Genomic DNA, 12436 nt, shown 5'->3' on the forward strand with positions numbered 1-12436 from the left:
CGCTGAACCGGCTCTCAGTCGTGGAGCGAGCCGCCGCCGTCGATCGACCTGGTCTGCCCGTTGATCCACTCGGCGTCGTCGGACAGCAGGAACGCCGCCGCGGCGGCCAGGTCGAACTCGGCCCACAGCGCCGTGCCGCCGGCCGCGGTGATCCTCTTGGCGGTGGCCTCGGCGCCGGCGGCGTTCACGTCGCCGATCAGCACCCGGCAGCCCTCTTCGGCCAGCCGTTCGGCCGTCGCCGCGCCGATGCCGGTGGCGCCGCCGCAGACGACGACGCGTTTGTTCGCAAGACCGCGCATTCAGGTGTCCGTTCTCGTCGGGGGGTCGTCGGGGAGTGCGGTGACGGGGGCGAGCCACAACCCGACCATCGCGTCGATGAGACCGACGGCGGTCGCCTCCCAGGAGGTGCGCGGGGTGGGGCCGCCCTCGTGCAGGGCACGCTCGCGCTCGGCCAGCGTGTGCACGATCAGCACGCGGCTCATGTCGGAGCGCTCGCGGTGGACGTGGCCGGGCACACCGGGCACGGCGCGGCCCAGGCCCTCCAGCGTGCGGCGCATGGCGGGCGTCGCGACCGTCTCGTCGATGACGATCTCGCGCAGTGCCGGCTCGGTCGTGACCTGGGCCATGCAGCGGGCCCGCCAGCTCGGCACGGCCAGCGAGTCGAGATGGGAGGTGAACGGCCGCACCAGGCAGGACACCCAGGCGCGCAGGTCGGAGGAGCCGGCCATCTCGTCGAGCATCCGCACCCGCAGGTGCTCGATGGCGGCGGCGTGCCGCCGGACGATCTCGCGGACGAGGTCGGCCTTGGTGCCGAAGTGGTAGCCGACCGCGAAGTGGTTGCCCTGCCCGGCCGCCTCGCTGATCTGCCGGTTGGACACCGCGGCCACGCCGTTCTCGGCGAACAGCCGCTCGGCGGCGTCGAGGATCGCCGTCCGGGTCGCGGCGGCCCGCCCGCCGGACTCGCGGGTTCGGGCGACGTTCACCATGTGACCGGCACCCGCGACAGGCCGCCGACCACGAGGCCCTCGCGCCGGGCCAGGGCCTCGGCAGGCTCGGCCAGGCGCAGCGTGGGCAGGCGGTCGAGCAGCACCTCCAGCACGGTCTGCAACTCGGTGCGGGCCAGCGCCTGGCCGATGCAGGAGTGGGGGCCCGCACCGAAGGCGACGTGCGTGTTGGGCCGGCGGTCGAGCACCATGGCGTCGGCGTCGGCGAACTGCCGCTCGTCGCGGTTGGCCGAGGCCATGCTGCACACGACCGTGGTGCCCGCGGGCAGCCGCTCGCCGCCGACCTCGACCTCCTCGCTGAGGTAACGCGGCATGCCGAAGCCCGGGTTGGCGTCGAAGCGCAGGCTCTCCTCCACCGCCGTGCGGATCAAGGCGCGGTCTGCCAGCAGCCGCTCCCACCGCGTACGGTCGGCCAGCAGCATCGCCACCATCTTGCCGATCATGTTGGCGGTCGTCTCGTGCCCCGCGACCAGCAGGCCCTTGGCGGTGCCGATCATGAGCTGCTCGGTCAGCCGCCCGTCGAGCGCGCCCACGATGGAGATCAGCTCGCTGATCAGGTCGTCGCCCGGCTCGGCCCGCTTGGCCTCGACGTGGGCCCTGAGATAGCTCTCGAAGTCGGCCTGCGCGGCGTCGATCTCGTCCTGGGTGAATCTCGTCAGGCTCAGCATGGTGTCGGACCAGTACGCGAACTTGTCGCGGTCGGAGTCGGGCACGCCGAGCAGGTCGCAGATCACCCACACCGGCAGCGGGAAGCCGAGCGAGCTCACCAGGTCGGCGGGCGCCCCCTGCTTGACCATCTCGCCGGCCAGGTGGCCGGTCATCGCCTCGATGCGCGGCTGCATGGCCGAGACGCGCTTGGCGGTGAACGTCCTGCCGATGAGCTGCCGCCACGCCTTGTGGTTCTCGCTGCTCATACTGGACATGCCGCCGAACACGCCGCCGGACTCGTTCGCGGTCACCTGGGCGGCGTCGGGCGCGTCGAGGTCGCGGGTGAAGCGGGGGTCGGACAACACCTGCCTGACGTCGTCGTAGCGGGTCAGCAGCAGCGCCCGGTCGCCGCTCGGAAGCCGGATCGGCGCCACGGGACACTGCTCACGCAACCGCGCCCACTCCTCGGGCGGCTCCAGCGCCGTGGGGTTGCGGAACGGATAATCCGGTACGTGCACGTCGGCGTTGCTCACGATGCCTCCCACGATCGTGGATCAAAGGCCCATTCAAGCCGCCCACCTCTTTTAAGTCAATCGACTCAACTCAGGGGCCGGGCTCATCGTGAGACGGTGATGACGACGTTCCCCGTCTTGCGGCCGGTCTCGACGTAGCGGTGGGCCGCCACGATGTCGTCGAGCGGGTAGAACCGGTCGATCACCGGCTTGAACTCGCCGGAGGCCATGAGCTCCGCGAAATGCCGCGCCGTCGCGGCGTCGTTCCTCGGCAGCGGGAAGCGCACCCTCCTGCCGCCCAGCAGCGGCCCGGCGAGCGCCAGGAAGGGGTTCTGCCACAGCGGCCCGAGGTCCGACGCGACGTAGACGCCGCGCGGTTTCAGCAGCCGCCGGCACCGCGCGTACGTGCTCTTGCCGACCGCGTCGATGACGGCGTCGTAGCGCCCGGCGTCCTTCGTGAAGTCCTCGGTCGTGTAGTCGATCACCCGCTCGGCGCCGAGGCCGCTGACCAGGCCGGCGTGCGCCCGCTCGCACACCGCGGTCACCCGGGCCCCGGCGATCCGCAGCAGCTGGACGGCCGCCGACCCGATGGCCCCGGTCGCGCCGTTCACCAGCACGTCGTGCCCGGCTCGCACGCCCGCGCCGCGGATGATCGTCAGCGCGTAGTGGGCGCCCTCGAGGCCGGGGGCCACCTCGTCGTAGGTCAGCCCGTCGGGGACGAGCGCGACGGTGCCGTGCTGGGAGATGGTCATGTACTCGGCGTGCGCGCCCCAGCCGACGTCGTTGTAGCCGAACACCCGGTCGCCGGTCTTGAACGCCGTGACCCCCCGTCCCACGGCCTCGACCCGGCCCGCGAACTCGTTGCCGAGAATCGTGATCTTCGGGCGGACGAGCCCGGTGGACACCCGCCAGAAGAACGGTTTCGCCGCGCGTAACGCGCAGTCGGTGCGATTGACCGTCGTCGCGTGCACCGCGACGAGCAACTCGCCGTCCTTGACCACCGGTTCGGGCACTTCTGCGACGCGCACCACGTCCGGCGGTCCGTAGGCGACGCGTACTGCGGCTTTCATGACCGGAGTCTAGCCACCGAACGGCACGAGGATCAGGACCAGAATCGCCGCCCCCAGCGTGAAATCGAGGACCGCGCAGAACTCCGCCATCGACCGCGCCACGACCTTGCCGGCCCGCAGGACGGCGACGTCCTGCACGGCGTGGCCGATCAGGGCCGCCGCCACCAGAGCGCCCCCGGCCTCGGGGGAGAGGGACAGCGCGAACACGGCGGCGCCGCCGAAGAGCAGCATCGCGGGCAGTTGCGCGGCGGTGAGCCCGCCCCGGCGCGGCAGCCCGCCGGCCAGGCCGAGGACGACGACGGTGACCGCGCTCGCGATGAGCAGCGGCCACGGATCCAGGTCGAACGCCCTCATCAGCGCCACCGCCACCACCGAGAGCCAGAACAGCGTCCAGGCCACGCCCGGCCGGTCGACCACCGCCGTGGCGAGGTAGATGAGCGCGGCCAGGTACACGATGAACCCGAGGGCGCGGCCGTCCTGCGCGTCGCCGAGGTTCAGCGCGGCGGCCGCCAGCCCGCACCAGGTGGGCCAGCGGTTCGCGAGCGCCGCGACCGCCCGGCCCGGCGACCACCGGCGCGCGGGCACGGGCGGGGACTCGGCGGCGGTGCGGGCGTGCGGAGTGTCGGTCATGCTCACGATGCTGGAGCAGGGCGCCGCCGTCCGCCGAGACGCTGCGGTGACATGTCGTGAATATTGGGAGGTGTGTCCTGCCGGACTACACTCGGCGGGTGAACGAGCGTCTGGTCGTCGTGGTGGGCTACGACGACGCCGAGCTGATCGAGATCGCCGCCGTCACCACCAGCCTCGGCATGGCGAACGTGCTCGGCTCGCCGCGGGAGCCGTACCGGATCGCCTTCGTCACCCCCGGAGCGCGCCAGATCACCCTGCCCACCGGGCTGGCCCTGGCGGGCGGCGACGCGCTCGAACGCATCACCGGCCCCTTCGACACGGTGCTGGTCGCCGGCGGCTGGGGGCACCGGCGGGCCGCCGACGACCCGCTGATCGTCGCCCACGTGCGCCGCATCGCCCGCGAGAGCCGCCGCGTCGCGTCCGTCTGCACCGGAGCCGCCATCCTGGCCGCCGCCGGGCTGCTGGACGGCCACCGCGTCACCACCCACTGGCGCTGGGCCGGCGACCTGGCCGCCCGCCATCCCGAGGTGCGCGTAGACCCGGGCCCGATCTACATCCGCGACGGCGACCTCGTCACCTCCGCGGGCGTCACCAGCGCGCTCGACCTGTCGGTGGCGCTGATCCAGGAGGACCACGGCCCCGACCTGGCCCGGCGGGTGGCGCGCGAGCTGGTGATCTACCTCCAGCGGCCGGGCAACCAGGCGCAGATGAGCATGTTCACCGCCGCGCCGCCGCCCGGCAACGACCTGGTCCGCCGGGTGCTCGACCACATCGGCGGCCACCTCGCCGGCGACCTGTCCACCACCGCCCTGGCCGCCGTGGCCGGCGTCAGCGCCCGCCACCTGACCCGGCTCTTCCTCGCCGAGCTCGGGGAAAGCCCCGGCCAGTACGTCCGCCGGACCCGCCTGGAGGCCGCCGCCCACCTGCTGGCCGGCACCTCGCTGACGATGCCCGCCGTGGCGGCCCGCTGCGGCTTCGGCTCGGCCGAGACGCTCCGCCAGGCGTTCGTCGGCGCGTACGGCGTCGCCCCGTCCCACTACCGCGACGCCCACGCCCGCAGCCGGCCCGGGTAGCCCTCAGGGCCCTTCGACCGCGTACGTGACCAGCGTCGTCAGCACCTCCTTGACCGAGTCGCGCTCGCGCACGTCGCACAGCACGATCGGGATGGTCGCGTTCAGCCCGAGCGCCCGCCGCACTTTGTCCGGGTCGTACCGGCGGGCCCCCTCGAAGCAGTTCACGCCCACCACGAACGGGATGCCGCGCTGCTCGAAGTAGTCCACCGCCGGGAAGCAGTCCTGCAGCCGGCGGGTGTCGGCGAGCACGACCGCGCCGAGCGCGCCGAGGGCCAGCTCGTCCCACATGAACCAGAACCGGTCCTGCCCCGGCGTGCCGAACAGGTAGAGCCACAGCCCCTCGCGGATGGTGATGCGGCCGAAGTCCAGCGCCACCGTCGTGGTGATCTTGGCTTCGACGCCCGAGATGTCGTCCACGCCGACGCCCCGGTCGCTCAGCAGCTCCTCGGTGTGCAGCGGGCGGATCTCGCTGATCGTGCCGACCATGGTCGTCTTGCCCACGCCGAAGCCGCCGGCGACCAGGATCTTGATGGCCAGGGCCGGGGCGACCGCGGTCGTCCCCGGCTCAGAGGCTGCGTAGCCCATCCAGCACTTCCCTGTAGATGCGTTCGTCGATCGTCTGCGCGGCCGGGCGCGGGCGCTCGATGGCGACCAGGCCCTCGCGCCGCAGGTCGCCGAGGATCACCCGGGTGATGTTGACCGGCAGCCGCAGGTGCGCCGCCACGTCCGCGACCGGCGTGGGCCTGCGGCACAGCTGCAGCACGGTGTGATGCTCGGGGAGCAGGTCCACGGGCGGGCGCGCCCCGTAGACCGTCGTGACGATGGCCACCAGGTCGAACATCTCACCCTGGGGGCGCGCCCGGCCCCCGGTCAGCCCGAACAGCCGGATCAGCGGCCCGGGATCCTCACCGGTCACGGCCCGCGCCGTTCCAGACGGGTGCCGGTGCCGCCCCCCTCGGCTGCGCGCTCAGATGCTCGCCGACCCGCTTGACCATCAGGGCCATCTCGTACGTCACCAGGCCCAGCTCGGCGTCCCCCGAGGCGAGCACGGCCATCCGGGCGCCCTGTCCGGCCGCGGTGACGAACAGGAAGCCCTCGTCCAGCTCGATGATCGTCTGCCGTACGCCGCCCAGGCCGAAGTGCCGCCCGGCGCCCGCGGCGAGGCTGTGGCTGCCCGCGGAGATGGCCGACAGGTGCTCGGCGTCCTCCCGGGTCAGGTCGCGCGAGGCGCCCATGGCCAGCCCGTCGGCGGACAGCACGATGGCGTGCCGCACGCCGGGGACCCGCTGGGTGAGGTCGTCGAGCAGCCAGCTCAGTTCACTTCTGGAATCGGGCATCGGGATGGTCGTCCTTTCCGTTGCGCGCGTCGTGTTCCTGCCCCGTCTGGCCGCGGCCCCGCTGCCAGCCCCGTTGCATGGACGCCATGATCCGTGCGAGCTCCTCCGGCGAGCGCTCCCCGGCCACGCGCCGGTCGGCGCGGGCGTCGGTGCGCAGCTGGGGGGCGAGGCTGGCCTGCGGGATCCGCATGGGCAGCCCGTCGAGGTCCTCGTCCGCCTCGTGGGCGGGCACCGTCACACTCCACCCGGCCGGCGGCCCCGGCCGCTCCGGCTCCGTGGTGGGCGCGGGACGCCGGGACGGCCCCGGCTCCGCGGGGGCGGGTCGTCGTGGCGGGCCGGGCTCGAACCAGGTGGACGGCTGCGGCTCCGAGGCGACGGCCACCCCGCCCGCCCGCGGCGGCCCGGACGGCTCGCCGGCGTCCGAATCCGTCGCGGAGGGCGCGATCACCGCCGCGCCGAGCGCGCGCGGCGGCCTCGCGCGGCCCGCCGGCCCGGCCGCGCTCAGCGCCAGGACGGGAGCCGGCGCGGCCGGCTCGGCGGGGGAGAGCAGTGTGCTCGGCAGCAGCACGATCGCGGTCGTCCCGTCGTACGGCGAGCGGCGCAGCACCACCTTGATGCCGTGCCGGGCCGCCAGCCGGGCCACCACGAACAGGCCGAGCCGGTCGCTGTCGGCCAGGTCGAACTCCGGCGGATCGGCCAGCCGCGCGTTGAGCTCGGCGAGGGCCGCCTCGGCCAGCCCGAGCCCCCGGTCCTCCACCTCGATCGCGAAGCCGTTGGCCGCCGTCATGCCCCGCACGTGCACGGTCGTGTCCGGCGGGGAGAAGACGGCGGCGTTCTCCACCAGCTCGGCGACCAGGTGGATCACGTCGGTGACCGCGCCGCCCGCCAGCAGCGCGGGGTGCTGCATCGGCACCACGGTGACCCGCGTGTAGTCCTCGACCTCCAGCACCGCCGCCCGTACGACGTCGAACAGCGGCACCGGGTCGTGCCAGCGGCGGGCGGGGGAGGCGCCGGACAGGATGATCAGGTTCTCGGCGTGCCGCCGCATGCGGGTGGTGAGGTGGTCGAGCTTGAACAGGTCCTCCAGGACCTCCGGCTCCTCCACCCGGCGCTCCATGACGTCGAGCAGCGCGAGCTGGCGGTGCAGCAGCGTCTGGTTGCGCCGGGCCAGGTTGAGGAAGACCTGGCCGACGCCCTTGCGCAGGGCCGCCTGGCCCACCGCCGCCTCGACCGCGGTGCGGCGTACCGCGGAGAACGCCTCCACCATGCGGTCCACCTCCGCCGTGCCGGCGGGCTCCAGGACGGGGGCCTCGGTGGCCGGGTCCACGTCGTCGCCGCGGCGCAGCCGTTCGACCAGGCGGGGCAGCCGCTGCTCGGCCAGCTCGATCGCCGAGCCCTGCAGCCGCGTCAGCTCGTCCACGAGCGAACGCCCGAACCGGTACGACAGCGCCAGCGACAGCAGCACCGCGGCCAGTCCCACCAGCACGACGAGGCCGATCCGCACGTACGCCCCCGTCTTCAGGTCCTCGCTCTCGGCCTGGACGCGGGCCAGCTCCGTCTGGGTGTCGCGGTTGATCGCGCCGAGCACGGTCTCGGCGTCGGTGCGCCAGGCGAGGGCGCCGACCGGCGGCGCGCCGCCCGTGTCCCACGAGAACAGCAGGTCCTCCACGGCCTCCAGCCGCTGGTACGCCGGGCTCGCCACCAGCCTGTCGTACTTCGCCCGCAGCTCGGGCCCCACGTCCCGGCCCGCGTTGGAGAACGCGAGCCGGCGGCCGGTCATCGCGGCGACGAACGCGGCCCGGTCGGTGGGCGTCATCCTGCGGTGCACGATCGTGCTGGTCAGCACGGCGTGCTCGCGGCCCAGGTACTCGGCGGCGGTGCTGTAGGCGGCCATGCCGCGCACCGCCTGGAAGGAGGAGACGTCGCTCAGCACGTCGCGGTCGTTGAACTGCCGGTTGGCCACGGCGATCAGGCCGTCGTACGCCTGGATGACCGTCAACGGCGGCGCCAGCACGCCGCCGTCCGCCGACGCGCGCAGCTCCTGCAGCCCGTCGAGGGCCTGCACCATCGCGCGCACCTGCTCGGGCTGCTGCCCGCTGTCCGGGTCGGCGGCGACGGCCCCGATCACCTCGCGCAGCCGCGCCACCCGGCCGTCGGTGACCCGCCGCTGGTCGGCCAGCGGCCGGTGGGCCGCGGTGCTGCCCGGCGCCTCCGCCGAGAGCTGCCGCTCCCGCTGCAGCTCGACGATCAGCTGCAGCACCGGCGCGCCGATGGCCTCCCACCGGTCCTGCGTCTGCGAGACCGTCCTGATCTCATCGACGCTGGAGTACGCGATGAAGCCCCATAACGCCACCATGGAGACCAGCGGAAGCAGCAGGATCCTGAGCAGCTTGGTACGGATCGGCGGGGGCGAACTCATGCATCATGTCCAATTCCGCGCGTTCTGGTGCGCTAGGGCAGCCGTGATCCGGTACCGCCCCCCGAGGAATGTCCGTCACGACTGGCTACGTCTGTGACCCGTCCACTATGCCGATGGGGCAGATGCACTTCAAGGTGCGCATGTGAGGAAAAATCACGAATGGCGAGTTGACTCCTTGTCAGCATACGGTTCGTGACCGTGACGGCCAGGTGCCTCACTCATCGTGACAGCCGGTTGTGTGGTCGTGGCGTTTTTGTCATGCCCCTTTATGTAGGAATCTCCCGGAATTAGCGGTGAAAGCCACCCCCATGGTCTTCTGTCTCCCGGGGGACGGGCGTGAGCACACGGTTGAATCATTCGCTGCGGACGCGCCTGGCGCTGTTCGCCAGCATCGCCATGCTGCTGCTGAACATCGTCGTCAGCGCGTTCGTGTTGTTCGGCATCCGCAACGAGGTCGCCGACATCCGGGCGCACGACGTCTCGAGCAAGGCCGTACGCGTGCTCCTCATGGTCAAGCGCGACAGTCTGCCGATGACCCTCGACGCCGACGGCCTCGACGGCATTCAGGTGGTCGACGCCGGCGGGCGCCTGGTCGCCTGGACGCCCAACCTGTCCGGTGAGCCGCGCCAGCTGACCGCGATCCCCCGCCGCGGCCTGGCGAACGACAGCGCCGAGATCTGCGGCCTGCCCGCCTTCCACGAGGAGTGCAAGCTCGTCGTGACCCTGGTCGCCTTCCAGCCGGACGGCGAATGGGTCGTCTACGCCTTCGGCCCCGCCGTCCCCTGGTACGTCGGCCCCGAGGTGCTGCTCTTCCAGATCGGCGTCACCCTGCTGCTCGTCGTCCTGACCTGGTTCGGCGTCTACCGCGTCGTCTCCAGGACGCTGGCGCCGGTCGGCGGCATCACCAGGCGGCTGGGCGAGATCAGCGCGGGCGGCGGCGGGATGCAGATCCCCGTCCCCGATTGCGACGACGAGATCCACGACCTCGCCGTGACCGCCAACCAGACGCTGGAACGGCTCCAGACGGCGCTGCGGCAGCAGGAGGTCGCGATGGAGCAGCAGCGCAGGTTCGCCGCCGACGCCTCCCACGACCTGCGCAGCCCGATCACCGCGATGCGCACCCAGATCGAGGGGGCCCTGCTGCACCCCGAGGACACCGACTGGCGCGAGGTGGGCGGAGAGGTGCTGACCAGCCTCGACCGGCTGCAGGCCATCGTGGCCGACCTGCTCACCCTGAACAGGCTGGACTCCCATGTCCCCGCCGAGCGCATCCCGGTGGACCTGGCCGGGCTGGTCGAGGACGAGACCGCGCGGCCGCGCGCCAAGCCCGTGACCACCTCGCTGCAGGAGGGCGTGGTCGTCTCGGGCGACCGGCTCCAGCTGGCCCGGCTGCTGACGAACCTGCTGGACAACGCCGAACGGCACGCCGAGAGCCGGATCGACGTGACCGTGCGGCGCGAGGGCGGCACGGCCGTCATGGAGGTGCTCGACGACGGCGCCGGCATCGCGCCCGACCAGCGTGAGATCGTCTTCCAGCGCTTCACCCGCCTGGACGCCTCGCGCAGCCGCGACGCCGGCGGCACCGGCCTCGGTCTGGCCATCGCCCGCGAGACCGCCCAGGTCCACGACGGCACCCTGACGATCGAGGACTCCGACAGGGGCGCCCGCTTCGTCCTTCGCCTGCCGCTCCTGGAGCGCCTCAGCGACCCGCCGGAGTGATCGGGGCGATCCGCTCGGCCAGCTCGGCCAGGTACGCCTGCCACGCGCCGTCCGCCGGGTCGGGCACGGCCACGATGACGTGGTCGATGCCCTGGGCGGCGAGGTCCGCGCAGCGTTCGACGCTCTCCCGCATGCTCTGCCCGTCGGCGATGCGCATGTGGAGGGTCTTCTCGATCTCCTCGTACGGCCGCCCGAGCCGTTCGCAGTGGGCGCGCAGCACGCCCAGCTTGTGCCGGACGTCGGCGCCGTACAGGAGGTTGCTCGCGTCGGCGTACTGGGCGACCAGGCGGAGGGTCTTGGTCTCGCCACTGCCGCCGATGAGGATGGGCGGGTTCGCCTGCGGCGCGTTGAGCGTCCGTTCCAGGTGGTAGTGGCGGCCCTCGTACGGCCCGTCCGCGTCGCTCGCCATGAGCCGGGCGATCCGCAGCGTCTCCTCCAGCCGCTCGAACCGCTCGGCCACCGGCGGGAAGGGCAGGCCGAGGCCGCGGGCCTCCGCCTCGTACCAGCCGGCGCCGATGCCCAGCACGGCGCGGCCGCCGGAGAGGGCGTCCAGGGTGCTCACCTGTTTCACGAGCAGGCCCGGCTCGCGCTGGCAGACGCCGGTCACCAGCGCGCCGAGGGTGACCCGCGAGGTGAGCGCGGCGGCGTACGACAGCGCCCCGTACGCCTCCAGCATCGGGTCCTCCACCGCGCCGAAGTTCGGGATCTGGAACAGGTGGTCCATCACCCACAGGCTGCGCAGGCCCGCCTGGTCGGCGCCGCAGGCGACGGCGGCGAACCGTTCGGCGATGGCGGCGTCGCCTCCGGGCCAGAGGAAACGCGGGCAGGTCAGACCGAGCTCCATGAGAGCACTCCTTGTGCGGGGTGAGAAGGGGAAGCGCCCGCCGCGGGAAGAGTCACCACGGATACGCGGGCACGAAAAAACCCTCTCGCCGAAGCGGAGAGGGCCGTCTTTCTCATTCTCTCATGGCCAAGGGCCCTGGATCACGCCTTGGGATCGCGCCGGCACCGTCGTCGCGGTGCCGGCGCGGCTGTGGCGCCCTTCAGAACGTCAGGAGACGGTCAGGTAGAACGCCGTGTCACGCCCGCGGTCGCGCACGTCCCTGCTGTGCACCCCGATGACGTCGACCCGCCAGTCACCGCACATCGGCGACCCGACGTGGACCGACAGCACCCGGACGGGGCGGTCGTGGCCGGCCGGGGTCGCGTGGACCGCCTGCGTCTCCTCCAGGTTGACGCTCGGGTCGACCGCGACGCAGTAGTCGCCCGCCCCGACGCGCCAGCTGCGGATGATGTTCGTGCCGTTCTCCAGCGAGCCGTCCGGCGCGACCAGCGCCGACGCCTGGGCGTACGGCGTGTCGGCCCCGGCGGGAGCCGTGAACGTCAGCACGGCCGCGCCCGAGAGCAGCCCCGCGGCGAGGCGGTGGATGGTCCTCACGATCGCCGCCGTCAGAGGATCGCGAGGTCGAAGCCGCCGTCGGCGGGCCGGTTCGTGATCGTGCTGTACACCTGGACGGTGACCGTGTTCTCCTGGTTGCCGCAGAGCGCCGACGGGCTGCGGTAGGCGATGAAGGGCACTCGCCTGGCGTGCCGCGGGGTGAGCTGGATGAGCGAGTCCGCCACGTTCACCCGGCCCTTGACCTGCACGCAGTACGTCCCGGCCGCGGCGCGCCGGGAGTTGATGATGTTCTTGGCGTTGATCAGCGTGCCGTTCGCGTTGACGATCGCCGCGGCCCTCGTGTACGGGGCGTAGATTTCGGCGTTCGCCGCCGGGGCGGTGGCCAGGATGAGACCGGTGGCGGCCAGCGCGAGCCCACCCGCCAGGGTACGACGGAACATGGAGTCCCCTTTCGGTTACACACAGAAGTGATCTGCAGCCGAAAACGTAGGTGAGAGGGACCCCTCACGCCACGAACCACCCCGCACGGCGATACCCAAGAAAAATTGACCACCGGGGCGGGCATCCGGCCGTTCCGCCGGGTCGAAAGGGGCGAATTCCGAAGAATTCGGCGCTGCCCACCCCC

At 72.6% G+C, this 12436-nt stretch carries 14 protein-coding genes; 2 read left to right on the plus strand and 12 right to left on the minus strand.

The features are described from left to right. Nucleotides 1-14: 14 nt before the first annotated feature. The 5 genes from C1J01_RS10680 to C1J01_RS10700 all read right to left on the minus strand — a co-directional run bounded on the left by C1J01_RS10680 (nucleotide 15) and on the right by C1J01_RS10700 (nucleotide 3864). Nucleotides 15-299, minus strand: a complete 285-nt coding sequence (locus C1J01_RS10680) for an SDR family NAD(P)-dependent oxidoreductase (RefSeq protein WP_111178729.1) — start codon at nucleotides 297-299, stop codon at nucleotides 15-17. Continuing rightward, complete coding sequence (locus C1J01_RS10685) at nucleotides 300-986, minus strand: TetR/AcrR family transcriptional regulator (RefSeq protein ID WP_111178731.1); 687 nt, start codon at nucleotides 984-986, stop codon at nucleotides 300-302. Further along, entirely contained in the window at nucleotides 980-2185 is a 1206-nt protein-coding gene (locus C1J01_RS10690; RefSeq protein ID WP_181448682.1) for a cytochrome P450, read from the minus strand. Before C1J01_RS10690 ends, C1J01_RS10685 begins: the two co-directional genes overlap by 7 nt. A gap of 83 nt (nucleotides 2186-2268) precedes the next feature. Continuing rightward, nucleotides 2269-3234 carry an NAD(P)-dependent alcohol dehydrogenase gene (locus tag C1J01_RS10695; RefSeq protein ID WP_111178733.1) on the minus strand — a complete coding sequence of 322 codons (966 nt, stop codon included), beginning with the start codon at nucleotides 3232-3234 and terminating at the stop codon, nucleotides 2269-2271. Between the two features lie 9 nt (nucleotides 3235-3243). After that, the gene (locus tag C1J01_RS10700) at nucleotides 3244-3864 is read right to left on the minus strand and encodes a hypothetical protein (protein WP_111178735.1); all 621 of its coding nucleotides are present in this window, start codon (nucleotides 3862-3864) and stop codon (nucleotides 3244-3246) included. A 98-nt stretch (nucleotides 3865-3962) separates the two neighbouring features. Between C1J01_RS10700 and C1J01_RS10705 the strand changes: the two genes are divergently transcribed. After that, on the plus strand, nucleotides 3963-4937 hold the full coding sequence (locus tag C1J01_RS10705; RefSeq protein WP_111178737.1) for a GlxA family transcriptional regulator: 975 nt from the start codon (nucleotides 3963-3965) through the stop codon (nucleotides 4935-4937). 3 nt (nucleotides 4938-4940) lie between these two features. Here C1J01_RS10705 and C1J01_RS10710 read toward each other — a convergent pair whose 3' ends face one another. From C1J01_RS10710 to C1J01_RS10725, 4 genes are read right to left on the minus strand one after another with little or no spacing between them, the layout of a single operon-like run. Continuing rightward, a complete protein-coding gene (locus C1J01_RS10710; RefSeq protein ID WP_111178739.1) occupies nucleotides 4941-5522 on the minus strand; it encodes a GTP-binding protein in 582 nt (193 codons plus the stop codon). Continuing rightward, nucleotides 5503-5853: a DUF742 domain-containing protein gene (locus C1J01_RS10715; RefSeq protein ID WP_111178741.1), complete on the minus strand. Its 351-nt coding sequence runs from the start codon at nucleotides 5851-5853 to the stop codon at nucleotides 5503-5505. The genes C1J01_RS10710 and C1J01_RS10715 overlap by 20 nt, the downstream gene beginning before the upstream one ends. Beyond that, complete coding sequence (locus C1J01_RS10720; RefSeq protein ID WP_111178743.1) at nucleotides 5843-6274, minus strand: roadblock/LC7 domain-containing protein; 432 nt, start codon at nucleotides 6272-6274, stop codon at nucleotides 5843-5845. The genes C1J01_RS10715 and C1J01_RS10720 overlap by 11 nt, the downstream gene beginning before the upstream one ends. Beyond that, a complete protein-coding gene (locus tag C1J01_RS10725) occupies nucleotides 6255-8693 on the minus strand; it encodes a sensor histidine kinase (protein WP_111178745.1) in 2439 nt (812 codons plus the stop codon). Before C1J01_RS10725 ends, C1J01_RS10720 begins: the two co-directional genes overlap by 20 nt. 336 nt (nucleotides 8694-9029) lie before the next feature. Between C1J01_RS10725 and C1J01_RS10730 the strand changes: the two genes are divergently transcribed. Continuing rightward, nucleotides 9030-10412: a sensor histidine kinase gene (locus C1J01_RS10730; protein WP_235854372.1), complete on the plus strand. Its 1383-nt coding sequence runs from the start codon at nucleotides 9030-9032 to the stop codon at nucleotides 10410-10412. On the opposite strand, the gene C1J01_RS10735 is transcribed toward C1J01_RS10730, so the two are convergent. The 3 genes from C1J01_RS10735 to C1J01_RS10745 form a co-directional block, all read right to left on the minus strand. Next, nucleotides 10393-11256 carry a TIGR03560 family F420-dependent LLM class oxidoreductase gene (locus tag C1J01_RS10735; RefSeq protein WP_111178747.1) on the minus strand — a complete coding sequence of 288 codons (864 nt, stop codon included), beginning with the start codon at nucleotides 11254-11256 and terminating at the stop codon, nucleotides 10393-10395. The two genes, C1J01_RS10730 and C1J01_RS10735, sit on opposite strands and share 20 nt — an antisense overlap. Nucleotides 11257-11463: 207 nt before the next feature. Then, on the minus strand, nucleotides 11464-11850 hold the full coding sequence (locus tag C1J01_RS10740; protein ID WP_111178749.1) for a hypothetical protein: 387 nt from the start codon (nucleotides 11848-11850) through the stop codon (nucleotides 11464-11466). Nucleotides 11851-11861: 11 nt separating this feature from the next. After that, nucleotides 11862-12251 carry a hypothetical protein gene (locus C1J01_RS10745; protein WP_111178751.1) on the minus strand — a complete coding sequence of 130 codons (390 nt, stop codon included), beginning with the start codon at nucleotides 12249-12251 and terminating at the stop codon, nucleotides 11862-11864. Nucleotides 12252-12436: the final 185 nt, after the last annotated feature.

The organism is Nonomuraea aridisoli, from assembly GCF_003236395.1.
Classification (GTDB): domain Bacteria; phylum Actinomycetota; class Actinomycetes; order Streptosporangiales; family Streptosporangiaceae; genus Nonomuraea; species Nonomuraea aridisoli.

Excerpts from the sequence above, each read along its gene's own strand:
- C1J01_RS10735 (WP_111178747.1), bottom strand. The coding sequence starts at position 11,256 with ATGGAGCTCGGTCTGACCTGCCCGCGTTTCCTCTGGCCCGGAGGCGAC.
- C1J01_RS10710 (WP_111178739.1), bottom strand. The coding sequence starts at position 5,522 with ATGGGCTACGCAGCCTCTGAGCCGGGGACGACCGCGGTCGCCCCGGCC.
- C1J01_RS10700 (WP_111178735.1), bottom strand. The coding sequence starts at position 3,864 with ATGACCGACACTCCGCACGCCCGCACCGCCGCCGAGTCCCCGCCCGTG.
- C1J01_RS10720 (WP_111178743.1), bottom strand. The coding sequence starts at position 6,274 with ATGCCCGATTCCAGAAGTGAACTGAGCTGGCTGCTCGACGACCTCACC.
- C1J01_RS10725 (WP_111178745.1), bottom strand. The coding sequence starts at position 8,693 with ATGAGTTCGCCCCCGCCGATCCGTACCAAGCTGCTCAGGATCCTGCTG.
- C1J01_RS10685 (WP_111178731.1), bottom strand. The coding sequence starts at position 986 with ATGGTGAACGTCGCCCGAACCCGCGAGTCCGGCGGGCGGGCCGCCGCG.
- C1J01_RS10745 (WP_111178751.1), bottom strand. The coding sequence starts at position 12,251 with ATGTTCCGTCGTACCCTGGCGGGTGGGCTCGCGCTGGCCGCCACCGGT.
- C1J01_RS10680 (WP_111178729.1), bottom strand. The coding sequence starts at position 299 with ATGCGCGGTCTTGCGAACAAACGCGTCGTCGTCTGCGGCGGCGCCACC.
- C1J01_RS10695 (WP_111178733.1), bottom strand. The coding sequence starts at position 3,234 with ATGAAAGCCGCAGTACGCGTCGCCTACGGACCGCCGGACGTGGTGCGC.